At 64.8% G+C, this 23,096-nt stretch carries 22 protein-coding genes; 9 read left to right on the forward strand and 13 right to left on the reverse strand.

What is annotated here, in order from left to right; translation table 11 throughout:
• The first annotated feature begins 2 nt into the window (after positions 1 to 2).
• Positions 3 to 434 carry an RrF2 family transcriptional regulator gene (locus G5C50_RS18465; protein WP_165071732.1) on the forward strand — a complete coding sequence of 144 codons (432 nt, stop codon included), beginning with the start codon at positions 3 to 5 and terminating at the stop codon, positions 432 to 434.
• Here G5C50_RS18465 and G5C50_RS18470 read toward each other — a convergent pair.
• Together G5C50_RS18470 and G5C50_RS18475 are read right to left on the reverse strand one after the other, a co-directional pair.
• Positions 418 to 1,395 carry a glycosyltransferase family 2 protein gene (locus tag G5C50_RS18470; protein WP_165071734.1) on the reverse strand — a complete coding sequence of 326 codons (978 nt, stop codon included), beginning with the start codon at positions 1,393 to 1,395 and terminating at the stop codon, positions 418 to 420. The two genes, G5C50_RS18465 and G5C50_RS18470, sit on opposite strands and share 17 nt — an antisense overlap.
• Positions 1,392 to 1,706 (reverse strand): gamma-butyrobetaine hydroxylase-like domain-containing protein, encoded by a 315-nt coding sequence (locus G5C50_RS18475; protein ID WP_165071735.1) that lies wholly within the window; start codon positions 1,704 to 1,706, stop codon positions 1,392 to 1,394. The genes G5C50_RS18470 and G5C50_RS18475 overlap by 4 nt, the downstream gene beginning before the upstream one ends.
• Positions 1,707 to 1,740: 34 nt before the next feature.
• On the opposite strand from G5C50_RS18475, the gene G5C50_RS18480 reads away from it, so the two are divergent.
• A complete protein-coding gene (locus G5C50_RS18480) occupies positions 1,741 to 2,034 on the forward strand; it encodes a hypothetical protein (RefSeq protein ID WP_240907202.1) in 294 nt (97 codons plus the stop codon).
• 12 nt (positions 2,035 to 2,046) lie between these two features.
• On the opposite strand, the gene G5C50_RS18485 is transcribed toward G5C50_RS18480, so the two are convergent.
• Positions 2,047 to 4,371, reverse strand: coding sequence for a carboxypeptidase-like regulatory domain-containing protein (locus G5C50_RS18485; protein ID WP_165071736.1), 2,325 nt, complete (start codon positions 4,369 to 4,371; stop codon positions 2,047 to 2,049).
• Positions 4,372 to 4,854: 483 nt separating this feature from the next.
• Here G5C50_RS18485 and G5C50_RS18490 point away from each other — a divergent pair, with 483 nt between their 5' ends.
• A complete protein-coding gene (locus tag G5C50_RS18490; RefSeq protein WP_165071738.1) occupies positions 4,855 to 5,826 on the forward strand; it encodes a DUF72 domain-containing protein in 972 nt (323 codons plus the stop codon).
• A gap of 15 nt (positions 5,827 to 5,841) precedes the next feature.
• On the opposite strand, the gene G5C50_RS18495 is transcribed toward G5C50_RS18490, so the two are convergent.
• Positions 5,842 to 6,801, reverse strand: a complete 960-nt coding sequence (locus G5C50_RS18495) for a DUF1559 family PulG-like putative transporter (RefSeq protein ID WP_165071739.1) — start codon at positions 6,799 to 6,801, stop codon at positions 5,842 to 5,844.
• 214 nt (positions 6,802 to 7,015) lie between these two features.
• Positions 7,016 to 8,128: a 3-isopropylmalate dehydrogenase gene (locus tag G5C50_RS18500; RefSeq protein ID WP_240907210.1), complete on the reverse strand. Its 1,113-nt coding sequence runs from the start codon at positions 8,126 to 8,128 to the stop codon at positions 7,016 to 7,018.
• Between the two features lie 349 nt (positions 8,129 to 8,477).
• On the opposite strand from G5C50_RS18500, the gene G5C50_RS18505 reads away from it, so the two are divergent.
• On the forward strand, positions 8,478 to 9,839 hold the full coding sequence (locus G5C50_RS18505) for a serine/threonine-protein kinase (protein ID WP_165071740.1): 1,362 nt from the start codon (positions 8,478 to 8,480) through the stop codon (positions 9,837 to 9,839).
• A gap of 96 nt (positions 9,840 to 9,935) precedes the next feature.
• Here G5C50_RS18505 and G5C50_RS18510 read toward each other — a convergent pair whose 3' ends face one another.
• Positions 9,936 to 10,250: a hypothetical protein gene (locus tag G5C50_RS18510; RefSeq protein ID WP_165071741.1), complete on the reverse strand. Its 315-nt coding sequence runs from the start codon at positions 10,248 to 10,250 to the stop codon at positions 9,936 to 9,938.
• 71 nt (positions 10,251 to 10,321) lie between these two features.
• Positions 10,322 to 12,670, reverse strand: coding sequence for a YfhO family protein (locus G5C50_RS18515; RefSeq protein WP_165071742.1), 2,349 nt, complete (start codon positions 12,668 to 12,670; stop codon positions 10,322 to 10,324).
• 245 nt (positions 12,671 to 12,915) lie between these two features.
• Between G5C50_RS18515 and G5C50_RS18520 the strand changes: the two genes are divergently transcribed.
• Together G5C50_RS18520 and rpmB are read left to right on the forward strand one after the other, a co-directional pair.
• The gene (locus tag G5C50_RS18520; RefSeq protein WP_165071743.1) at positions 12,916 to 13,602 is read left to right on the forward strand and encodes a hypothetical protein; all 687 of its coding nucleotides are present in this window, start codon (positions 12,916 to 12,918) and stop codon (positions 13,600 to 13,602) included.
• A gap of 290 nt (positions 13,603 to 13,892) precedes the next feature.
• Positions 13,893 to 14,213, forward strand: a complete 321-nt coding sequence (gene rpmB, locus G5C50_RS18525) for a 50S ribosomal protein L28 (RefSeq protein WP_165071744.1) — start codon at positions 13,893 to 13,895, stop codon at positions 14,211 to 14,213.
• Positions 14,214 to 14,618: 405 nt separating this feature from the next.
• Here the strand turns inward: rpmB and rpmF are convergent, their stop codons facing one another.
• Positions 14,619 to 14,804, reverse strand: coding sequence for a 50S ribosomal protein L32 (gene rpmF, locus G5C50_RS18530; protein WP_165071745.1), 186 nt, complete (start codon positions 14,802 to 14,804; stop codon positions 14,619 to 14,621).
• Between the two features lie 470 nt (positions 14,805 to 15,274).
• Between rpmF and G5C50_RS18535 the strand changes: the two genes are divergently transcribed.
• Together G5C50_RS18535 and G5C50_RS33275 are read left to right on the forward strand one after the other, a co-directional pair.
• On the forward strand, positions 15,275 to 15,559 hold the full coding sequence (locus G5C50_RS18535; protein ID WP_165071746.1) for a type II toxin-antitoxin system ParD family antitoxin: 285 nt from the start codon (positions 15,275 to 15,277) through the stop codon (positions 15,557 to 15,559).
• On the forward strand, positions 15,541 to 15,837 hold the full coding sequence (locus G5C50_RS33275) for a type II toxin-antitoxin system RelE/ParE family toxin (RefSeq protein ID WP_407673569.1): 297 nt from the start codon (positions 15,541 to 15,543) through the stop codon (positions 15,835 to 15,837). The genes G5C50_RS18535 and G5C50_RS33275 overlap by 19 nt, the downstream gene beginning before the upstream one ends.
• Positions 15,838 to 17,036: 1,199 nt before the next feature.
• Here G5C50_RS33275 and G5C50_RS18545 read toward each other — a convergent pair.
• The 3 genes from G5C50_RS18545 to G5C50_RS18555 all read right to left on the reverse strand — a co-directional run bounded on the left by G5C50_RS18545 (position 17,037) and on the right by G5C50_RS18555 (position 20,390).
• Entirely contained in the window at positions 17,037 to 18,014 is a 978-nt protein-coding gene (locus tag G5C50_RS18545) for a sialidase family protein (RefSeq protein ID WP_165071748.1), read from the reverse strand.
• A gap of 341 nt (positions 18,015 to 18,355) precedes the next feature.
• A complete protein-coding gene (locus G5C50_RS18550) occupies positions 18,356 to 19,366 on the reverse strand; it encodes a site-2 protease family protein (protein ID WP_165071750.1) in 1,011 nt (336 codons plus the stop codon).
• 46 nt (positions 19,367 to 19,412) lie between these two features.
• Positions 19,413 to 20,390 carry an LIM domain-containing protein gene (locus G5C50_RS18555; RefSeq protein ID WP_165071751.1) on the reverse strand — a complete coding sequence of 326 codons (978 nt, stop codon included), beginning with the start codon at positions 20,388 to 20,390 and terminating at the stop codon, positions 19,413 to 19,415.
• A gap of 372 nt (positions 20,391 to 20,762) precedes the next feature.
• Between G5C50_RS18555 and G5C50_RS18560 the strand changes: the two genes are divergently transcribed.
• Complete coding sequence (locus G5C50_RS18560) at positions 20,763 to 21,134, forward strand: hypothetical protein (RefSeq protein ID WP_165071752.1); 372 nt, start codon at positions 20,763 to 20,765, stop codon at positions 21,132 to 21,134.
• 152 nt (positions 21,135 to 21,286) lie between these two features.
• On the opposite strand, the gene G5C50_RS18565 is transcribed toward G5C50_RS18560, so the two are convergent.
• Together G5C50_RS18565 and G5C50_RS18570 are read right to left on the reverse strand one after the other, a co-directional pair.
• Positions 21,287 to 22,009 carry a hypothetical protein gene (locus G5C50_RS18565; protein ID WP_165071753.1) on the reverse strand — a complete coding sequence of 241 codons (723 nt, stop codon included), beginning with the start codon at positions 22,007 to 22,009 and terminating at the stop codon, positions 21,287 to 21,289.
• A gap of 114 nt (positions 22,010 to 22,123) precedes the next feature.
• A complete protein-coding gene (locus G5C50_RS18570) occupies positions 22,124 to 23,050 on the reverse strand; it encodes an HAD-IIA family hydrolase (protein WP_206107769.1) in 927 nt (308 codons plus the stop codon).
• Positions 23,051 to 23,096 lie beyond the last annotated feature (46 nt).

Here is a 23,096-nt window from a genome sequence, read left to right on the forward strand (position 1 = left end):
CAATGTTGCCGAAGACGGCGGAATATGCCTTGCGGGCTGCGGTCTGTCTGGCGGGAATGCCAGGACGGCCGGCGTCGGCTGACGTGCTGGCGGAGCGGACGAAGACGCCCCGGTCCTATCTGAACCGGGTCTTGCAGGACATGGCGAAGGCGGGGCTGGTCCATTCGCGATCCGGCCCGGGCGGCGGTTATGAGCTGGCCAGGGCCACGGAGGACGTGACGATTCTCGACGTGGTTGAGGCTGTGGCTCCCATCGAGCGGATTCGCCACTGTCCACTCGGTCTGCCGTCGCATACGACGCTCTGTCCGTTGCATCGCGAGCTGGATCGGGCCTATGCCACGGTCGAGGCTGCGTTCCGAGGGGTGACGCTCAAGGATCTGATCGACTCCACCGACCCGATCGTCCCTCTGTGCGACATCAAACGGGAGGGGTAGGGGGGCGACGGCCGAACCAGCGGCCCGCCAGGCCGGGAGCGATGGCCAGCGATGCCATTTGAGCGGCCAGTTTCGGATCAGCGAGAATCGTTCCCAGGATCGTCGGCGAGATGTGCAGAGCTCGGCCGAGCGCCCGCCGGGCCAGGTCGACGCGGCCGGCGCGGAGGGCGTCGTGAGCGCGGTTGAGGTAGGCGCGGGCGAGGCGCCGGCCGGGGCGAACGCCTCGACGGGTGAGTAGCCCCTGGGTCTCCTCCAGATCGTCGAGACTCGCCTTGAAGCGGTGCGTTTCGCTGGCGCCGTGCCAGCGGACGGAGACTTTGGGCTCGCCGTTGATCCAGGCGACTCCGAAGCGATCGGCGACGCGGAGCCAGAAGTCCCAGTCGACGACGTACCGCAGCTTCGGGTCGAACCCGCCGACCGCCTGGTGAGCCTCCCGGTTCGTCGTCACGGCCGAACACCGCAGGACATTTCCTTCGGCCAGGTGTGCGACGAAAGCGCCGGGAGGGAATTCGACGGCCGGCTCGGTGAAAGTTCCCACAAGACCGCCAGGCTCGACCACGTCCGACGCGAGAGGACGGCCCGCTCCGTCGATCACGTCGGCCGGCTCGGCGATCAGGCCCGGCGGGTTTGTCCAGGGTCTTTCCAGAACCTCGAAACGGCGGGCGAGGTCGCCGGGCCGCATCACGTCGTCCTGGTGGAAGACGGCGACCCAGGGCGTTCGCGCGAGCCTGATGCAGCGGTTCCAGTTGCCGGCGAGGCCCAGACGCTCAGGGTTGACCTCGACTCGGGCCCGGTCGCCGGTCAGGGCGCGAACCATCGCGGCGGTCTCGTCGTCCGATCGGTCGTCGCAGACGAGCAGGTCGAACGGGCGGCATTCCTGGCTCAGGATCCCCGACAGGGCTTCCGCCAGGTGACGCTCGCCGTTGAACGTGGGGATCGCGAGGGTGAGCTTGGGGGTCATCCCGACGTGGGGAGGTTGTGGGCCGCTTCGCGGAGCAACTCCCAGGTGAAGATGCCCGTGGAGTGGCCGTCGCTCCACGAGGGCTGGATCGCGTAGGAGCCGACGGCCTCGATCCCCTCCAGCTTGACGTCTTCGCGAACGTGCTCGATCTGGATGATGCGCTCGCCGGTCCACTCGTCGCGGCAACTCGCGCAGGGGCACTCAGCGCGGAGGTAGCGATAGGGGAGGCGGTGGACCTCGCCGTCGGGCCAGGAGACCTCAAGGATCTGCTCGGCTTGATGGGCTCGGATGTTGGTGGGAGGATCGATCATGGGCCGGTCGTCTATCGGGAGGGGAGGAACTGTCATGGACGTCCAGCGTAACACGACGAGGGCGGGCGACGAAGAGGAGACGTCGGCCGCGATCGCCGAGGCTGCCGCGACCTCGTTGCGTTTCTACGTCGCCGCGCCCAGCGTCAGCGCGGTTCGGAGGGCTCTTCATCGGGCCCCCGGCGGCGCCCGCGTGATGGGTCGGCACGATCGGGAGACGATCGCTTGCTCTCACACGATGGACGCTCACAGCTTCAGCCGCCACTGGCCGGTCATTCTCAGCCGGCTGGAGAAGGCCGGTCTGAGGACGACGCCTCGGCCGTCAGTTTGAGCCGAGGGTGAGTCAGGGGCGGGTCGGCCGCTTCGGTTGAGGAGCGAGTTGATTCAGGTTGGCGACTCGGATCTCGATGGGCTGCCCGGTGCCGGCTTCCGCCACGAGCCAGGACGTCGACGGATTCCTGAGGGCGAAGGCCGGGCCGAGGAGCACCTTGTAGGTCCCTTCGGAGAGCGTGCTGACGCGAAAACGACCGTCCTCGTCGGTGCGAGTCTGGGCGTGGACTCGTCCATCAGACGTGGATTGAACCTCGATGTTCGCCTGCGGGATCGGCCATCCGGTGACGGTCTCCACCACCCTCCCCTCCAGGACCCGCCCTCGCTGGGCTTTCAATTCCAGCGGTGGTCCGCCGAGTTTGAGTGGGACGGTGATTCGCTGATAGTCGTTCGCGAAACGGATGCTCAGGTCGTAGCCTTGCTCATCCACGGCGAGTCCGTCGATGACAGCCTTGCCGTCGATGTCCGTGGAGCCCACCGCCCATTCGTTCCGTTCCGAGTTCCGGGTGAGGCCGACGATCACCGGAGCGCTCGACAGCGGACGGCCGTCAGCGTCGAGGAGATGAATCGTCGCGGTCGTCGTTCGGGGGAGTTCAACCTTCACTTCAGGAGGGAGGCCCGAAGCACGGACATAGACGGGAGCGACGGCCCCTTCAGCGCAGCCGCAGGCGACGGAGATACGGCCGGGGAAATCGATCGGCCAGGCGTCGATCATGAATGTCCCCTCGGCGTCGGTCGTCGCCGAGCCCCGGGGAAGAAACTTGGAGATGCTGGAGACGTTCATGCTCGCGCCCGAGTCTGGAGAGGCCGGCGGTGGGGCTGCAGCCGCCGGTCCCGCCGGCTGGCCAGGGACCTCGAACGACGGAGAGGCCCTGGGAGATTGAACGTCCGGTGGATTCCCATTCCGGTCAGGTTGGGAGACAGGCGCCGTCATGCGAGCTTCGGCGATCGAGACCTTCACTCCGGCGCCGACCGGCGAACCATTGGAATCGACGACGCGGCCGCGGATCGGCCGGGCCGGGACGGTGCGAACGATGCTCGGATGCGGGGAGTCGCTGAGAGTGGGGAATATCGTGCCGGGAATGGTCCAGTAGCCGGGAATGGCTGCGTTGCCGTATTGGAAGACCTCGTTTCGAAGGCAGGTGAAGCTCGCCGCGCCGTTCCGGATTTCGACGAGTCGCGGCACGCTCTGAAGCCTGCGTTCGGGGGGGCCGTTCATGAGTGTGAGGGTCAACGTCCCATCGACGGCCTGACCCGTTTCTTCGACCTCGACCCGAAGGCGGACCTCCCGTTCGGTGGGCTGGGAGATCCTGGGGCCTTCGAATTCGACGGGTGCCGAGGGAGGCGGCCAGGGAATTTCTGCGGGCTGCCCCCCGACCTTGAGCTCGACGTGGGACGGGTCCCAGACGGGGAACTCGAAATGACCGTCGGGAGTGACTGAGACCGTCACCGTCCAGTGAATGACGGAGTCCTCGCCGGTTTCGGAGCGTCGACCCTCAAAGCCGGTGGGGATGGTGTAGACGAGAGTGACCACCGTCCGCCGATCACCGACGAGCACGCCGCGTAGGATTCGGCGGCGAAGCGTCTCGACGCGGATCTCGGAATCGGACGCTCGAACCCCGCCGGCGAAGCCGAGCGAGCCGTCGGCCCCTTCAACGCGAATCAGATACGAAGAGTCACGGTGGAGGTTCGGGAGCCGGAACTTCCCCTGGGAGTCGGTCTTCGCGGCGAAGATCCGCTCAAGGGGATGGGCGCTCTCCTGACGGTTGATTTCGTCGAATTCGCTGGCGATCAAGACGAGCGCGTCGGCGGACGGGCGCCCCTCCTCGTCGACGACGATGCCCGTCGTCGCGGACCGCGGAAGCTTGATCACCGTGTCGATCCCGGGCTCCGGTCGAACGAAGACGGTGTCGTCCGGGAGCATGCAGTTATAGACCGTCACGGCGAACTCGTAGTCCGTCTCGCTGCGCACATGCGGGATGACCGCCCAACCGTCCGCGTCGGTCGAGATCAGCGTTCTCAGGGGGCCGGCGATCGAGTCGAACGCCCCCTGCTGATTCGGGTCGACTGCTGGGTGATCGGACGGTGGCGTGATCGTTAGACCGGCGTGGACCGAGGCCCCCGAGATCGGGGAACCTTCCGCGTCGACGACCCGCACCCGATGCGGGAAGCCCTCCTGGAGCACGACGTCGACCGGCGGGTCGTCCGGCTTGAGATCCTCGGACTTGAGCGGTCCGATCAATCCCGGGGCGTAGTCGGCGGCGTCGATGATGATCCAGGTGAGGTCGTTCTGAGGAGGCAGAGTAAAAGTCGGCCCGCCTCCATTCGATTCATGCATGAGGGGGCCACGGCCGATTCGACCTCGAAACCCCATCCTGTGAATCCTGGAATGGACTGCGCCAAGGGCGTAAAGACCCTCGTAGGGTGATCCGTCCGGCTTCCGAATGAATCCGTGGATCAACGCCGATGGAGCTGGTGGGGTATCGGGCGGGCCGGGCGGCCTCGGCAGGTACTGCCTCGGCGCGGCCGGTTGCGACCAAATGATGTGGGATACGCGATCCGTTAGGCCGATGATCTGCTGGGGCCAGGCTGAGACCGCTCCGGCAACGGCCAGGAGCAACACGGGCGGCATGAGCAAACCTGCCCAGAGGAACCGTGAACCCCATGGTCCGTTCATCGTCCATGCTCCTCGACAGGGGCCGATCCGGCTCCGACCTACTGCTCTCGCCGCCGACATCAGGAGTCCGCTCGCGCGCTCCGGTCGACGGGCCTCGGTTTGATTCTTGCATGAAGCGTGGGAGGACCGTCAAGGGATCGCCCCATGAATCAGTTGTCGCTGTTCGGATCTCAGGACGATTTGCCGCCCCAGGCCGCCTCCCTGGCCGCGAAACTTCGCGCGCTGACGGAGAAGGGCCTCTTCTTCGGGACTTCATCCTGGAAGTACGAGGGATGGCTCGGGACCATCTACGACCCGGTGAAGTATCAGACGCGGGGCAAACTCTCGACCAAGAAGTTCGAGTCGGAATGCCTCCACGAGTACGCACGAATCTTTCCGGTCGTCGGGGGGGACTTCAGCTTCTACCAGTTCCCGTCCGCCGAATACTGGAAGGCCCTGTTTGAAGGTAGCGACGCAGGCCTGCGGTTCGGCCTCAAGGTTCCGGAAGAGGTCACCGTTCCTCGCTGGCCGCAGCACGCTCGGTACGGGAGCCGGGCCGGCAAGCTCAACGAGGGCTTCCTCAATCCAAAACTCTTCAAGGAATTATTCGCACGACCCCTCTGGAGACATCGCGACCGCGTGGCCGTCCTCATGTTCGAGTTCGGTACGATGTCTAAATCGGTCATGTCCGGGGTCGACGAGTTCCGAGAACGCCTGGGGGCGTTTCTCAACGAGATGCCGCCTGGATTTCGCTATGGAGTCGAAATCCGGAACCCGGAATATCTGGCAGAGCCTTACTTCGACGTGCTCCGCGGTCGCAACGTCGCCCACGTTTTCAATTCCTGGACGCGCATGCCCGAACTCATCGAGCAGGTCGAGACGCCCGGGATCCATACGGCCGATTTCACCGTCGTCCGGGCGCTCCTGAGGAGGGGCCAGGCGTACGAGGATGCGGTCGAGAAGTTCAGCCCTTACCGAACCGTTCAGGCGCCGGTCCCTGCCGTCCGCGAAGCGTTGCGTCGGCTGTCCGAGCGGGCCTGGAAAAAAGCCCAGCCGGCGTTCACGTTTGTGAACAACCGGCTGGAGGGAAACGCGCCGGGGACCATTGAGGCGGTCGCCGATATGTTGACGGAGTGAGCTGGGCGATTCGGCTTACTTGGTCTCGTCGGCGGAGATGGTTTCGCCGCCGTTGCGGGTCATCAACTTGTTGAGGACGGCCTTGTTGATCGTCTGGCTGACGGTCCGCACGCTGCCGTCGCAGTTGGCGAAGTTCACCAGGCCGGGGTGCTTGCTCGACCAGTAGGTCCAGAAGTTGGTGGTCCCCGAGACGATCGGCCGGTTGATCGTCCGGTCCGTGTTGGTGCGCACGCAGCAGCTGGTGGCCGGAGCCCAAACGCCGGTCGGCGCGATGGTCTCACCCATCAGGCAGGTATTGGTGGTGCCGTCGGTGATGTCGGCCATCCCCACGCTGGAGTTCTGGTAGGTGATTCCGTTGTCGAAGTTCAGGCAGTAGACGTTCGTCGGGTCCTGCTTGGGGCAGTTGCCGCTCGCGTCTGGGAGGATCATGCCGGCCGCCATGTTGCCGCGGTAGTCCGAGGGGCCCATCTTCTGGGCGGAGCCCGTCTGCGTCGTCGCTTCCGGACGGCGGTTCGACGGGCAGACGAAGTTCGTCAGCGTGCGTCGAACGGCCGTCGTGTTGACGACGCTGTTAGGGGCGTAGTCGAAGTTGATCTCATTGAACAGGTTTCCCTGTTCCATCTTGTTGAAGACGCCCACCAGCCCGCTCCACTGGTACGACTGGTAAGGCGTGCTGACCGTCGCGCACCCGGTGACGTCGCCGCCGATCACCGTGTTGGGATTCGCCGGGTCGTACATCGGCGGCATGCAGTACCAGCCGGCCGGGAACGCGTTGAACGTGTCGTGATACGACTGGGCCGCAAGCCCGAACTGTTTCAGATTGTTCTGGCACTGCGACCGGTTCGCAGCCTCGCGAGCCGCCTGCACCGCCGGCAAGAGCAGGGCCACCAGAACGCCGATGATGGCGATGACGACGAGCAGCTCAATCAGCGTGAAGCCGAAGCGGAGGTCTCGTCCGTGGAGATTGCGGCGCATCGTGAAATCCTTCCTCGGCCAGGGAGAAGGCGTGTACGGTCCAAGCCGTCCATTCAGCCGGACAATCGTCCTATCGTCAACCTACACCATTACCGCCAACCCCGCCACGCGATTCAGCTAAGCATGCCTAATTCGTGCGGGGAATGCATGCACTTATAAATTGTTCGGCTGAGATCGGTTGCTGTCAAGCGTGCAGAAACGGCTGTGCGATGGTTCAGTCCAGGGCTGCCAGGGCGGCCTTGCCGACTTCCGCCGTGGAGGACTTGCCGCCGAGGTCGGGCGTCCGGGGCGATCCCGCGGCGAGGACCGCGGCGACGGCCTTGCGGACGCTGTCGCCCGATTCGGAACGGCCGACATGATCGAGCATCATGGCGACTGAGAGGATCGCGGCCAGCGGGTTGGCGATCCCCTTGCCGGCGATGTCGGGCGCGGAGCCGTGGACGGGCTCGAACATGCTGGGAGCGGTCTTGTCGGGGTTGAGGTTTCCGGAGGCCGCCAGGCCCATCCCCCCCTGAAGGACGGCGCCCAGGTCGGTGATGATGTCGCCGAACATGTTAGTGGTCACGATCACGTCGAACCACTCGGGGTTCGTGACCATCCGCATGCAGCAGGCGTCGACGTGCATGTAGGCCGGCTTGACGTCAGGATACTCGGCGGCGACCTCGTTGAAGGCCCGCATCCAGAGGTCGTGAGCGAAGGTCAGCACGTTCGTTTTGGCGACGAGCGTCACCTGCCGTTTGTAGCCCTTGGCCTTGTCGGCGGCCGAGAGCGAGCCGAAATCGCCCCGCTCGGCACGCTTCCGAGCGGCCTCGAAGGCGTAGCGAATGCAACGCTCGACGCCTGCGCGAGTGTTCATGGAGGTCTGGATGGCGACCTCCTCGGAGGTCCCCTTGTAGGTGAAGCCGCCGGCGCCGACGTACAGGTCCTCGTTGTTCTCACGGACGACGACCATGTCGATGTCGTCAGGTCCCTTGCCGGTGATCGGGCAAGGGGCGCCCGGGAAAAGGCGGACGGGGCGGAGGTTGATGTACTGGTGGAAGTCGAACCGGAGCTTCAGCAAAATCCCTTTTTCCAGCACCCCCGGCGCGACGCCAGGATGGCCGACGGCCCCCAGCAGGATCACGTCGCAGGCCCGGAGCCGGTCCTGTTCGGACTGCGGGAGCACGTCGCCGGTCTTGATATAGCGTTCGCCGCCGATGTCGAAGGGGATCAGTTCGTAGGCGAGACCGTCGCGCTTGGCGACCTTCTCCAGGACCGCCAGGCCGACCTCGGTCACTTCCGGCCCGACGCCGTCGCCGGGGATCACGCCGATCTTCAACAGGGACATCGCTGCTCCAACCACTTCGACAGGGCCTTGGGAATCTGGGGCGGGACGCCTTCGACGTCGGGCGACGACGAGGCGCGGCACACGATTCGCCGATCATATCCAGCGTCCCGGAGACCCACAAGGATTCCGGTCGACTTGCAGGTCATGTAAGCAAGACACAAACGTCGAGAACTCTGGTATCCTTAGGGCAGAGGTCGGTCGGCCGCGACGTCGAGCCGCCTGACCTTCGACGGGGCCTGTTCATTTCTCGGCCTCGTCTCCGACGCAGACTCGTTCAAGATCGATCCGTGGTTTCCAGACGAGGCGCCGCCCGACCGAACTTCGCCGGGCGTCGCTGCGGAGACGTCGCATGGCCGCCCCTGCCGACGCCGAAAAGCCGACTATCAGCACGACCGCGACCACGAGCACCAGCGCGACGAGCGCCTCGCCCGGGTCCTCCACCGCGAAGGACGCCCGCGGGCTCTCGTCGCTCGACGAATCAAACCTGGAACGCTCGATCATACGCCGGGGGCTCGCCACGCCGGGGGAGGTCGAGGCGTGCAAGGCGTATCGCGCCAAGCAGGCGGCCCAGGTGGAAGGGACGCCGAACCAGAGCCTGCTCGACGTCATGGTCGCCGCCAAGGTTTTGACCAAGGGGCAGATGGCTCGCTTGCTCCAGGAGCGCGGCGAGGCGGCGAAGAAGCTGGAGATTCCCGGCTACACGATCATCGAAAAGCTGGGCAAGGGCTCGATGGGCGTCGTCTTCAAGGCCCGTCAGATCAGCGTCAACCGGATCGTCGCGATCAAGATCCTGCTGGACGGCCTGGCGCAGAACAAGGAGTTCATCCGCCGCTTCGAACGTGAGGCTCAGATCGCCGCCAAGCTCTCGCACAACAACATCGTGAACGCGATCGACGCCGGCGAGGCCGGCGGCCGCTACTTCTTCGTCATGGAGTTCGTCGAGGGGCCGACGATCAAGGACTTCCTCGACAAGAACAAGGTCTTCGAGGAGAAGGACGCCGTCCGCATCGCCATGGCCGTCGCCGAGGCCCTCAAGCACGCCAACCAGCGCGGGTTGATCCACCGCGACGTCAAGCCGGAGAACGTCATCCTCACCAAGGACGGCGGCGTGAAACTGGCCGACCTCGGTCTGGCACGACTGACCGGCGACGAAACGTGGGGCCTCTCCGAGGCCGGCATGGCCATCGGCACGCCGTACTACATCAGCCCGGAACAGGTCCGCGGCCAGACCGACGTCGACATACGGGCCGACATCTACAGCCTGGGCGCCACCCTCTATCACATGGTGACCGGCAAGGTCCCGTACAGCGGCGACAATCCCCAGGAGGTCATGAAGAAGCACGTCGACCCGCGCGTCGAGCTGGTCCCTCCGGACCACCTCAACACGGGCATCTCCAGCGGCATGGGCATGGTGATCGAGACCATGCTTTCCAAGAACCGCGAAAACCGGTACACCACGCCCGACGACCTGATTCTCGACCTGCAGTGCCTGCTGCAGGGCGATCCCCCAATGATTGCCGGCCAGAAGCCAGGCAGCCTGGAAGCGCTCTCCGAGGGGGATGCGGACGACTACGCCCCCTCGCTGGTCGACGACGCCCAGATGGCCGAGATGGCCGGCGTCGTCAACGCCCGCAATCAGATCATCGCCGCTCTCGCCGTCGTTCTGGCCGTCTCCATGGTGACGAACGTCATCATGCTCGTGGCGCGGTGACCGAGCGTCGGATCTCAACCGTCCGCTCCCTTCTCGGACGAAGGGAGCGGGGCCGGTGATCCGATCTCGGACGAGGCGGAACGCCGCCCGCTCGGATCAGTTCTTGCTGAAATCGAACACGCTAGCGTTCGACTTGCCGAGCGGGTCGCGCAGGAACTTGCGGTGGCAGTCGGGGCAGAGGTCGAAGCGGAAGCCTTTGCGGCGGCAGGCGTCGTCGGCGTGGTCCTGCGGGCCGAAGGCCTCGTCGCGACGGATCATGTCGGAGACGGCCTCCATCGGGTCGTCTTCGAGGTCCTCTTCCTTGATCTCGTTGGGGTCGAAGCCGGGGAAGGCTTCCATTTTGACCACGAACCGGTCTTCCCCGGCGGAGGTGATGTCCTTGCCGCAGAGATCGCACGTGAAGTGGACCATCAGCGTTTCATCCTCAATGGCGAGCGACGCGCCGGTCTGATGCTCCGGCCAAGATCGATCTTCACTCGATCTTAACCGGCGGGCTCGGTTCCGTCCAAGCCCCCACCTGGCCATTCCATGAACGCCCATCGGCGGCGAACTGTCAAGGCGAGAACCGCCGCGGCGACCGCGCCGATCGACGTCGCCAGACTGATTCGAACCGGACCTGGCTGATATGCAAATTCGACGACGTGCGGATTCGGCATGATCGATAAGGACATAAACACGTTGTCGTGGCAGTCGACGTCGACGGGTTTCCCGTCGACGCGAGCGGTCCATCCCTCGTCCCACGTCTCGCGGAGGATCAGACGGGCGGGACCATCGGCGGAGACGTCGACGCGGATCGCCGAGGCCGTCGAACGCGGGTCGACCGTCGCGCGGCCGGGTCCCTCGAGCGTGACCCGCTCCGGCCCGTCGAGCCAGGCGACCCAGGCCGCGCCGATCTTCTCGACGCGGTTGAAGAGCGACGGATCGGGCGGCGGCGAAGCGGCGACGATGGCCCCAACGGCCGCCTCGCGAAGCTTCGGCAACGCCCTGGCGACAGTCCGCCACGACACCGTGCGACGGCTGCTCCGCGCCTCGTCGGTCTCCTCGTACAGCGGCTCGAAGTAGTCGAGGTTCCGCGCCATCTCCACTGAGTCGTAGTTCCTCGGGTCGGCCAGGCCGAAGCGCATCAGCACGTTCGACGGCAGTTCGCCGCCGAGCCCCAGCGCGCGGCGGCCAGGCCTTAGATCCTCTCGAAGGCGCTTGATCAGCAGCGGCTCGAATTCCTGAACCTCGCGATCAATCGCCGGGTTGAGGCCGACGCCGAACGCGAAGAGATCGACGAGCGTCGCGGCGAGGAGCAGGGCGGGGAGCGAGCGGAGCAGGGTGATACCTCCCCGCGCCCCTTCCGCGATCGTTAGCATCGCGCCGAAGGCCGCCGCGGCGATCCCCAGGTAGCGACGGCTGAAATCGAGCGTCGTCCGGACCTGGAGTTCCACTCGGCGGGCAATCTCCGGAGGCTCCAGGGGCTCGGTCGCGTTCTGATAATGCCGTTCGGCCCGTTGTCTCAGGGCGGATTCCGAGAAGGGAATGAGCAACGCCCCTGCGAAGAATAGACACCCAACTGCGGTCCAGGCGTTCGACCATCGCTGGGAGAGCAACTCGCCCGAGGCCGTCCGGTCCAGCCCGATCCCTCCCAGGAACGTCAGCGCGAAGGCTACCCACAGAGTCAGCCGCCGGTTGTCCATGACGCCCACGACGGGCAAGGCGCGAAGGAGATTGTCGACCGGAGGGATTCGGAACGCGCCCATCGCGCCGATCGTCAGCAGCACGATCAGGAGTCGCGTCTCGGACTTCTTGCGAGCCCCGATCACAGCCAACGGCGCGAGCCACGCGAACGTTGCCAGACCGGCGAAGCCTCCCGCCGATTCGTTGAGGTTGTTCAGCCCGAGCCCGCGTGCCAGGTTGGGATGCCCCTGGCGCTGGCTGCCGTAAAGGTAGGGGAGGGCGGTACAGGCGGCCTCCAGGATTCGCGGTCGGGTCGGTCGCCACCACGGCGGATGCTCGCGATGGCGTTCAGCCCAGACCGGGCTCTTGCCCAGATAGTCGGCCAGCGGGACGATCTGCACGGCCGCGATTCCGATCCCCAGCGCGACCCCCATTCCCCAGGACAGCGCCGGGGCTCTTCGCTCGTGAACGACCGCCAGGCGCCAGATCGCCAGCACCAAGGACGCCAGGAGAACGTGGGCGCTCGTCTGGATGTGCCCCGCGACCAGCACGCCGCCGACGCACAACGCCAGCAAGCCCGCTGATCGAGCCGAGGGCGACGCGATCGCCCGGTCGGAGGCCAGCAGCACCCACGGCAGCCAGACGGCAGCCGGCGTGACGGGGTAGAGCAGCCAAACCACGAGGAAGCCGCAGAACGGAAACGTCAGGCCGACGAACCAGCGTCCCCACGGACCGAAGCCCCACGACCTCGCCAGCAGAAACGCCCCCAGGCCGGCGAACCAGAGACGTGCCGCTGCCGTCCACGCCAGCGCGGTGGGCCAGGGACCGAGGACGATGATCAGGTTGAACGGGTCGAACACCGCGCTCTGGGCGTTCGCCAGGTGAGGGGCCCCGCAACCGGCGTATGGATTCCAAAGCGGGAGCCGACCGGCGCGGATTTCGGAGCGGTTGAAAGCCAGCCACGGCTGAAACTGGAGGACGGGATCCATCAGCAGCCGATTGGCCGGCTCAAACGGGAGCGAGCCCGGTTCGCGGAAACTCGATTCGACGAGCAGCACGTCGGCCGGACTGAGGATCCGTCCGGGCCGAAGGGCGTCGTGGAGGAAGCCTCCGACGAGCGTCGCCAGCACCACGCCGAAGACGATCAACTCGGCGCGTCGTGAAGGCATGCGAGGGCTCCCGAATCCCTGGGGGTCTTCTCAAGACGCGGGCAGGATACGCACGTTCCATCCCGGCAGGCAAGGTGAAGCTCGTTCGATCAGGCTCCAGGACCGTTTCATTTGTCCACCTTGTTCATTGACAGGGCGGTGACGACGTGATCGAAATACAAGAGTGTTTCGATCTCTCCCCGTCGGCTGCGTGGATCGGTTTTCCCGATCCAGGGCCCGTCGCGAATCACCTCTGGAGATCACCCATGCGCAAGTCGCGAGCCCACCTCCGCCCGGAGACCGAATCGCTGGAATCCCGGTGGCTGCCGACCTCCCTGGTCCCGACGCTGACCATGGCGCGGCTCCGGAGCGTGGACGGTGAGGTCCATCGGATCATGGGCACGCTGGCCAAGAACGGCGACTTCAACGCGGCCGAGATCAACCTGGTCGCGCGATCGGCCAGCATCCCGTTCGGTCGTCAGCAGTTGGCGGGCGCGTGGCAGTCCGACCTCGCAACGGTCGATTCGTCGGTCCCTGGGTCGGGACTCTTTGCGCGGCGGCAGATGATCCAGGACCTTTACCAGCACGTTCAGGCCGGCGTCCAAAGCGGAGAGTTTCGAGTCGTCGGCCGCGGCTCCGAGGTGTTCAACGAGCCGAAGCCTCGCATGCCGAGCAGCGTCGTCAGCATCAAGTTCACGAACAAGACCACGAACACCCTCAGCGTGGGCGGCTACAGTCCCCAGGGGGTCTTGATTCCCGGCAGTCTGGTGACGCTCAAGCCCAACGAAACCAGGACCATGACAGCGCAACCTCCCGGCCAGTCGGGAGTTTGGACCGGAATCAAGGTCCCGCCGCAGACGAATTTCGTCTATTTCTCCGCCCTCCTCCAGAACGGTGGTTCGTACAACATCACTCACAATGGAGGTATGTGGCTGGTCTCTCCGGCCAGCTGAGACGGGTGGTGCGGCGGAGCATCGGCACGTTCTGGGGAGGCCCAACCGTCCGGTTGCACTGGGGGCGAGGCGTCTGATGCGCCGATCGGGCTTGAAAACGGCGCGAGGGACGCGATAATGGGACTCTTTCCCGCGATCTGTCGTGCGCCCTTGCGCAGCATGGCGACCGCGGGGCTCGCGGTGAGGGGGCGACGAGTCCGTCCCGGGAATCGCGACGGACGCCTCCAGACGCTTTTGAAACGCACAGAAACCGCGTCCGCCTGGGCGCTGGTAAGGCAGGAGTAGGAACGATGGGCCGCGAGTGCCAAGTCAGCGGGAAGAAGACCTCGTTCGGCAACCACAAGACCGAGCGCGGCAAGGCGAAGTACCTCGGCGGCGTCGGTAAGAAGACGACCGGCATCAGCCGCCGCACCTTCAAGCCGAATTTGCAGTGGATCCGCGTCTGGCTGCCCAACGGCACCACGACCCAGGTCCGCGTCGCCACCTCGGTCATCCGCAGCGGTCAGCTCACCCTGGAAGTCGACGGCAAGGTTCAGACCTTCCCGCTCATCAAGGCCTCCAAGGGAAGCGCCGAAGCTCGCAAGAACCTCAAGAACCTCTACCCGATCTGATCGGCCGAGCGTTCGAGGCTTGAATCACCAAACGGAGTCTTTCGCCATCGGCGGGAGGCTCCGTTTTTTTATCAGCTTGCTGCAACGCCACCGAAGCGAGGTGGGTCTGAGTGCTATGGCCACGCTGGTGTGGCCACGAACCGGCGTGGGCGGTCGCTCGGCCGTTGCTCAGCGCATCGCCACGCTGGTGTGTCCACGGCATCCGATTCCGACCATCAACCCAGAAGGAACTTCCGGCGAGTCTTGGAGGTGTCGAGCAAGTAGGGGCTTTAGTTGCGTCGTCAGGGACTTGGGAGGAGAAACGGGCATCGGTCGGCGCTTGCAGTGCGCGCGAAAACGCCGACCCACCCATCTGTGGCTCGGCGGAATCCGCGTCGAGATCTTTTTGGTGATTCGATCGAAAGGTCAGAAGGCCATGCGGCCCGGAGCGCCGTTCTTGAGGTGCTCGGCCAGGCATTCCTCGTGGACCTTGTGGGTGGGCACGGACTGCTTGCACATGGGGCAGACAGTCAGATTGATCGGGGTGAGGGCGTCGTGACTCCGTCGCTTCCCCTTCGCGGACTTGGATTTACGTCTCTTGGGTACGGCCACGTCAACATCTCCGACTAGCAATTCGATCAGCGCGGACTTCAGACGAAAGGACCATTATCCGGGATTTCCCGCGAATTGCAACGTGATCCGCCGCCCTGAACGCCAGAGGGCGAGAAATCCAGGCCTTTTACGAGGGACTTTGGCGGCCGTTCACCTGGGCCAGGAGCCCGGGAACTCGAACTGACAGCGAAGGCCGCCTTCTTCATGGACGACGTTCCGCGCGATCGTCGCCGTGCATGTCCGCTCGGGCGGTCGGGGGGCCTCCATCAGTCGTTTGGATATCCGAACCAACTCGTCACTCTGGGTAGGGGGGGCGAGACACTCCCGGCGCAGGAGAGCATTAGGCTCGTGGATCCGGCCTCCGCGTCACATCAAGGCGTTCTATCAGAGGCGCAGTAACAAGAACTGCTAGTTTTTGCCATTGGTGCTGGGTTGAGAGGAGATTGCGAATCAGGGTCAGGAGCGCGACGATGAACGTTCCGCTGACACCCGAGCTTGGAAAGGACGTGGAATCCAAGGTCCAAAGCGGCATGGACCACACCGCGAGCGAGGTTGTCTGCGAGGGGCTACGACTCCTTAAAGAACGTGAGGAACCTCATCAGCAGAAGCTCGCCGACCTTCGAGCCGCTCTCCAGGTCGGCCTCGACCAGGCCGACCGGGGCGAAGTCGTGCCGCTGAATCAGAAACTCATCGACGACGTGAAGCGTCGCGGTAGGGGACGTCAGGCGGCCCGCAAATCGGGGCGGAAAGCGTAAGCGACGCCCTCGTCTCGCGCGAGGCGCTCGTCGACTTGGATGAAGTTTGCGAGTACCTGTCGCAGCTAAACGCCACCGCCGCCGACCGGCTTCTAGGCCGGTTCTTCGCCGCTGCTCGCCTGTACGCCCGATTTCCCCGGATGGGCCAGGCACTCGACGATCTTTCGTCCGGCCTGCGATGCTTTACCGCGCATCCCCACGTCGCGTTCTACCGCCTCGAGCGTGGGCCATCATCGTGCTCCGCTTCCTGCACGGCAGTCGAGACTTCAAACGGGTGATGAGTAGCGAATCGGAATGGAGCAGGACCGCTTTCACGGATGCAGCAAGAATTCACCCGCGATTCCCGACTTAACGCCGCGCTCGTCGCTTTATCATGTCCATCGTCGACCGAAGCAAACTTGAAGGGACATCGATTTAGCCTGTACAACCTTTCTTCGACCCGTTTCCCATCCCTCCGGGCTAGGCCGAGCCCGTGGTGGAGGCCCGCGGGACGGCCAGGTGCCGGCCCTAAGCGTGGTAGGCATTTCACGCTGTGATCAATCTTTAGGAGCCAAACCTTTCGGGGCAAATTCCTCGTCATCATCAAATATATACATTCCTGGGATCCGCTCCTGCAACCATTTGTTGTTTGAGAATAATGACCAATGTCTTGTGCCTATATCCGAGCTGTCTAGTCGAATTCTCTTATTGGATAGCCAAGTGAGTTTCCAGCGATGTAGGACCGATGCATGTGTGTCAATGCTCTGTATGACGTCGCCTTTTGTGTCGCATATGTTAAAATGTATTATCGTTTTGTGCGGATCTTTCTCGGTCCCTTCGAGTCTCGTCTTCAGAATTAGTGTGCCGTCCGGAGATGGGATGGTCAGATTGCCCCCGAAGCATCCGCAGCATAAAACAGCGGCAAGCAGGCTGATCCAAAAATTGCTTCCATAACGGATTCGGCGCTTAAGACCTATGAATAGTCGCAGGTGCCGAATCTGATGAATGCTGAACCCAGCCCTGTCTGGCGCGACGGTGAGACCTAAGTTCTGGGCTCGACTGCAATATCTTGGTTGCACGCACGTGGTCTCGTGGGCTTTTTTTGTTGAGCATGGGATTGATTTAGCGGCTTGGGGTATGGGTTTCCTTTGGCTCGGGGCCTCCAGGGCAGGGTCGCTTGTTGTTCCGAGTCGCCGGGTTTTTCGTCGTTCCTGCTCGTTTTGGACCATACTCCCTGTAGTGGGAGATCCTTGGCAATTCAACATTCGGCATCTTCGCTCGGGCATGCCGGGCTTCGTCTGGCCGATGAAAAACGGTCGATCGGACCCACTGAGGGAGCAGGCGAAACGTGTCAACATGATGTCGGAATTGGGATTGCGTCGATCGGGTTCGGTCGCCCTGCTGTGCGGACGAACCCGATCAAACCCAACACCGCGACGGCGGATGACAACCCGGCCGGCGAGTTTCCTCTCCGACCGCCACCCCGAACGCGGCCCGGTTACGATTTCGCGGGCAGCTTGACGCGGGCCAGGTAGATGGATGTCTTGCCTTCGTGGGACGAGTAGTAGCTGACCCAGAGCGTCCCTTCGTGGAGGACGAGGCCCGGGTAGCTGGTGTCGCCGCCGGAGGGGAGGGCGAGGAACTCGGTGAGCTTGCCGGCCTCGGTGTCGAGCCAGCAGAGCGCGGTGTGAACCTTGGGGGCGTGGAGTCGACCGCCGGCGAGGAGTCGACCGTCCGGGAGGCGGAGCAGGGCGGGGCCTCCCAGGTGGACGCCCAGGTCCTTCCAGGTCCATTCGGTGTAGGGCGGCTTCGCCAGGCCAAGCTGGTTCGTGTTCGGCTTGCCGTCGCGACGCATCAGGCAGACGGCCGTCTCGTCGGGCAGCCAGGCGAGGGCGGACTCGTTGGGGAAGCCCTCGCTGAAGAGCGTCGGGACGAGGGTCTGGCCCTCCTCGCCGGGCTTCCGGGAATAGAGCCGGGTGGTTCGGGGCTCGACGGACGAATAGCCGACGGCATAGGCGGTTCCCTCATGCCAGGCCGGCCGCCAGACCCAGAAGTTCGGGTCGCCCACCGGATGCGGCTCCGACCACTCGCGCCCGTCGGAGGAGATCCAGACGTACGACTGATGCTTGATCGCGCTCGGCGGGTTGAGTGCCGAGGCTCCCGCGAGCATCAATCGGCCGTCGGGAGTGATCGAGAGCTTGGGGTCGCGGAGGTCGCCCGCGTCGGACGTCAACCGCGCGACCGACGTCCATTTCTCGCCGTCGTCCGACGTCAGCACACGGATCGCTCCGTCTGACGAGACGTGCTTCTGACCTTCGCGGAAGGTCAGGAACCAGTGGTCCTGGAAGCGGATCAGGTCCGTGAACGCATTGTGGTTCGCCGCGTCCCAGACGCGCCGGACGTCAATGATCTCGGCCTTCGGGGGCTCGGCCTGAAAAGCGACGAGACTCAGAGTCAGGGTGAGGATCGTGGTCATCGGGAGGGCTCCGGACAGGCAGGCAGGTTCAATGGCCGGGGCCGACATCATCGACGATCCGATCTGGCCTTTCCAGGGGCTCGCACATCTGACTGTCAGGCGGCTTTGGGCAAACCAGCCTTCAAGATCGGGAATCGTTCGCCACATTCTCTTACAGAGGGGTCTATGCGCACGGCTTGGCAGCGCAGGCGTGAAGGGCACCTTCAACATTCAGACGAAGTTCGCCGAACGAAGCCGCCTTCGGAGCCGGAACGATGGAGACAAGCTCTTGTAAGACAGGGAGATGTGGAAGACGGGTTGGTTCGTTGGGCCAGGAGAACGAACCCATTCGCGAGGCCGGCTTAGAGGACTGCTCCGACCCTCAAGTAAGGGGCGAATGCCAGGGCGGAGAGGGCGGCGACCAGAAAGGCGTACCACCCAAGTACGCCGGCGTCGGATTGCTCGGCAGGCTTATCGAAGATGGTTGCGGCAACGGCCACGAAGATGAGCAGAAGGACGATTCCATCGTGGGTGACAGACCACGAGGTCGCCAACGCGGCGACCGCCAACCAACGCTGGGGGCGATTCAGCGAGCGAAACGCGCGGCCTCCGTCGAGTTGCCAGAATGGTATGAGGTTGAACAGATTGACGAACGCGCCGACCCTCGCCAGTGCTGCATACAGCGGCTGACCAGTGGCGTAGAAGATCCCGGCGCAAGCGACCGAGGCGGCAAGCCCCCAGATCGGTCCCGCCAAGCCCACGCGCGCATCCTGTCTCGGGTCGTGGAGAGCCTGCCCCAGTCGGACGACGGCGCCCAGGCCGGGGATGAACATCGGAGCGCTGGCTCTCACGCCGTATCGCCGAAGCGCGGCCACGTGCCCCATCTCGTGGACGTAGATCGACAGGACCAGCCCGATCGCGAATGGCAGCCCGAAAGCCGTCCAGTAGACGCCGGTCGCGGCGAGCATCGTCCAGAATGTCGAGCCACCCTTGAGTAGCCCGCCGATCAGGAGCTTCCCCTTCGTGACCAAGGCGAGCAGCACGAACTTAAACTTCAGGGCGACCATGGCCAGCGCCCCGAGCCCTCCAGCCGCCGCACCGGCCGACCATCCGTTGGCGCTTGTAGATGGGTCAGCCTGTGCGGGAACAGGCGACGGCGTCGGCGAGGCGTCCGCCTTTCGGCCCAGGTCTGCGATCCGGGCCACGATTGTGTCGCGCTGGCGAGTCCCGTTGGGGAGGAGATCCACTGCGTCCCGCCAGAAACCCAGGGCGGTCGACCAATCGGCGCGGGTCTCGGCGGCCTGGGCCTCAGCGGCGAGTTCTGTCAATCGCTCGGCGTGGACCAGACGATGGCAGCTGGGGCAAACCAACATGCCGCGCCCCAGTTCAATCCCGCAACCGCGACACGCCCTTTCAGCCTCAGGCTCCATGGCCATCATCCCGATGGGGGTTGTCTTCGATCACGACCTCGGGGGCGACCGCGGCGGGGCGCTCGACCTTGTACGGGCCGTTGAACATCGCCAACGCCGTGGGCCGGTTGATCTTCCAGGCTTCCCAGAGTGCGAATCCGTAGATCAAACCCGAGATCGGGGCGGAAGACCCTACGATAACCGGCAAGGAGAACGCCAGCCCCAGCAGCATGGCGATCATGACCAGCCTCGGCGCCGAGGGAGCGTCGTCCTCCTCATCCTCCTCAACGATCACCTCGGTCGGGCCTTCCGCGGCCGGTGGGGCGGCCTCGGCGACGGGCTTTTCGGTCAGATTCTCCGCCTTGGGCGCCTCGGCCGTTTTCGGTTCCTCGACCTTGGGGGCGTCTGTCGTGCCCGGGGCTTCGTCGCTCTTCGGCGCGTCCTTGGATTCGGCCTCGTGCTTCGCGATAGCGTCGTCGAGCACCTTCTGGATTTGCTCAGTCTGTTGCTTCTCTTCGGCCTCCCGACGTTCCTGCAAACCTTCGAGGACCATCGGGATGAGCATGATGGCGATCGAAGTGTATGTGAGGCCCACCGCAAGCAGTTGATATCCCAGGCCTCCGCGGCCTCCCGATCCCGCCTTAACGGCCATGCCGATCATGACGCCGACGACCACCGAAACCAGGCCGAGGTTGTACCCGGTCATTTTCGTGATCGCGTAATAGCCGATCGCCCCGACGATCGCAGCCAGGAAACCGAGGATCGACGCCTTGACCACCCGGCCGACCTTCGAGCCGCCGGTCCAAGTCTGCTCGATCCGGCCCCGGCACGACTCGCATACGATATGTCCATTCACCTCGTAGTACCTGTCGACGATCAGCGATTTGCAGGTCGCGCAAACGACGCCGGCGGGAGCTTCCTTGGTGAATTCGGCCTGGTCGAACTGAAGGGGGTCGTTCGCGTCAGAGGAGGGGGAGGCGGTGGACATGTTCTTGCCTATCTTAACGTATTGCAGGCGAAGGTGATGAAGCGGTTCGGGTTCGATCCATCCAGCATAACATCCCGGGCCGCGCTCTGATAGGAGGAGTGCAGCCGTACGAATTTGGGCGGAAGTCAAGGCGTTGGGGGATTTCGGTGACTGGGTTGACCTGTTGGATTAATGGAAATATGAGTTTTGACGAGTATGCCGTAGGATTGATGGACTTTTCTAAGAAAGTGGACCTGAGGGGTTGGCATTCTGGGATCCATCTTATACCCTACGTTCCAGGCACACCTTGCGAACCTACCGACGTCCTTCCGGGTGGTTCGACCCACGGTACAGAGATAAGACATCCCCTTGGAATTTGCAGGAGATTGTTCGATGAAGCTGCATCTGCTGGGCCTCGCCCTCGGCGCTCTGGTTGGTTCTTTCGTCCTCGGCGGCGAAGCTTCGGCCTGTCACCTCAAGCTGAAGAAGTGCTCCGCCCCGACCTGCGCCCCGGCTCCCGAGCCGGTTTGCGTCCCCACCCCGCCGCCGTGCCCCCCGCCGGTCGTCGAGACCTGCGCCCCGGCTCCCAAGAAGCACTGCTTCGGCGGTCTCAAGTGCCTGAGCCTGCCCAAGTTCAAGGGCTTCGGCTGCCACAAGTCGGCCCCGGTCGAGACCTGCACCGAGACCGTCTACGCCCCGGCCGCGGTCTACGCCGCTCCGCAGGCCCCGGTCTACGCCGCCCCGCAGGCGTCGGGCCAGAACTGAGAACGCGGCGATCCTCTAGGGTCGCCCGTTTGAACCTCGGCCGGATGCGAGCCCTCGGCTTCGCATCCGGCCGTGTTCGTTTCGAAGGCCCGGAAACACCCCGCCCCCTGGTCGAGGGGTCGTCTCGACCTGGGGCGGGGGCGCGGCCGAGGTCAGACCAGCGGCCGCGGGTGCCAATTCAGGCTGTTGAAGACGAATCCCCCCGGCTTGGGGACCGACCACGATCGCACGGCGTGGACGCCTTGAGGGCGATACTCGGGCCGAGCCGCGACGGCCGCCTCGATCTCCTCGGTCGTCGGCTGGACGCCGTCGGCGATGTAGCCGGCCGCTGCGAATCGCGCAAGCTGCAGGGCGTCGGCGAGCGGAAGCTCGGCCGTGAGCCGCGCGGGGTTTTCGGCCAGGGCCGCGCTGAGGAGACGCGCGGCGAAGACGTCGCCGACGCCGGCAAGATGCCGCGGGTGGGAGACCGCAACGGGATCGGCCTCCAGGCATTCCCAGACGCCGCGGCTCTCCCGGACGAGGGCTATCGGCCGAGAGCCGCCGCCGGTCACAACGCGGATCGCGCCAGCCTGCTTCGCGCGGCGGGAGAGGCCCAGCGCCAATTCGATCGTCGCAGTTTGGGATTCGGCGTCGAGCATCCGGATGGCGTCTTCACGGTTGACGACGACGATGGGGCAGACGGCCTCGAGGTCGTGGGGAAGGTCGCCGCCGCCGCACCAGGCGATCGGCGCGTTGCGGTCGCCGGTGTGCTGGAGGAGGTCGAGAACGCGCTCGGCCGGGATTCGACCGAGAACGGAGGGCGAGACATAGCCGACGCGCGTCCGTCGGGCTGCCGGAGAGGCTTTGGGTTCAGGGATGGTTTTGGATTTCGCCATGAGTCTTCCTTTCATCAGAGAGTGGACCGTCGCGGTCCGGATCGGGCGAAGCGCGGAAGGCCCCGCCGCGCGGGAGAGGTCCCGGGCGCTGCTGTGTCGCGTTCGGGATCAGGGTCAGAGGACTTCCGAGGTGAGGACCACCTCGCGGCGGTGGGAGGAGTGCCGCCGGTCGTGACGTGGGAGAGAAGCAGGGAGAGGATCGGACGGGGTGTCGGCGGCTGCCGCCCCGAATTCGCAGGCGAGCTGCGTCGGGTCGAGGTCGGCGATCGAGTCGACGATCTTGTCGGGGAGGTAGGCGTAGTCGCTCAGGTCCTCGCGGTTCGTGCCCCCGCTGAGGACGAGCACGGTCTTGAAGCCAAGCTGGACGCCGCCGAGGATGTCGGTCTCCATCGTGTCGCCGATGACGACCGTCTGGTCGGTGGTCAGCCCAAGCTCCTTGCGGGCGCCTCGGAGCATCAGCGGGCTGGGCTTGCCAGGGCTGAACGCCTTCACGCCGCTGGCCGACTCGATCATCGCCACGATTGCACCGCAGCCGGGTCGAAGTCCCTGCTCGGTGGGGCAGTTCGGGTCGGGATTGGTGGCGATCAGTTTCGCCCCCTTGAGGATCATCCGGACGGCGGCCTCCACCATCTCAAAACTGATGGTGCGGCCTTCGCCGACGACGACGTAGTCCGGATCCTTGTCCACCACGGCGTAGCCGTTTTCATGCAGAGCATTCAGCAGGCCGCCTTCGCCGATGACGTAGGCCGTCCCTCCCGGACGCTGGCGGGCCAGGTATCGGGCCGTGGCCATCGCACAGGTGTAGACGTGCTCGTCGCGAACAGGGATCCCCATCCGCTGGAGCCTCGTGGCCACGTCGCGGCGCGTTCGCTGGCTGTTGTTGGTCAAGAACCGGAAAGGCGTCCCGGCCTCCAACAGCTTGGCGATGAACTGATCCGCGCCGGGGATCAGTCGGCCGCCGCGATAGATCACGCCGTCCATGTCGATCAGGTAACCCAACCCCGATGGGGCCGGCGGACGTCCTCGAAAGGCGCGGTTCATGGTGTCGCTATCCTGCATTCCTTCAACCTCCTGGGCCAATGAACAA

Source organism: Paludisphaera rhizosphaerae (assembly GCF_011065895.1).
Lineage (GTDB): Bacteria > Planctomycetota > Planctomycetia > Isosphaerales > Isosphaeraceae > Paludisphaera > Paludisphaera rhizosphaerae.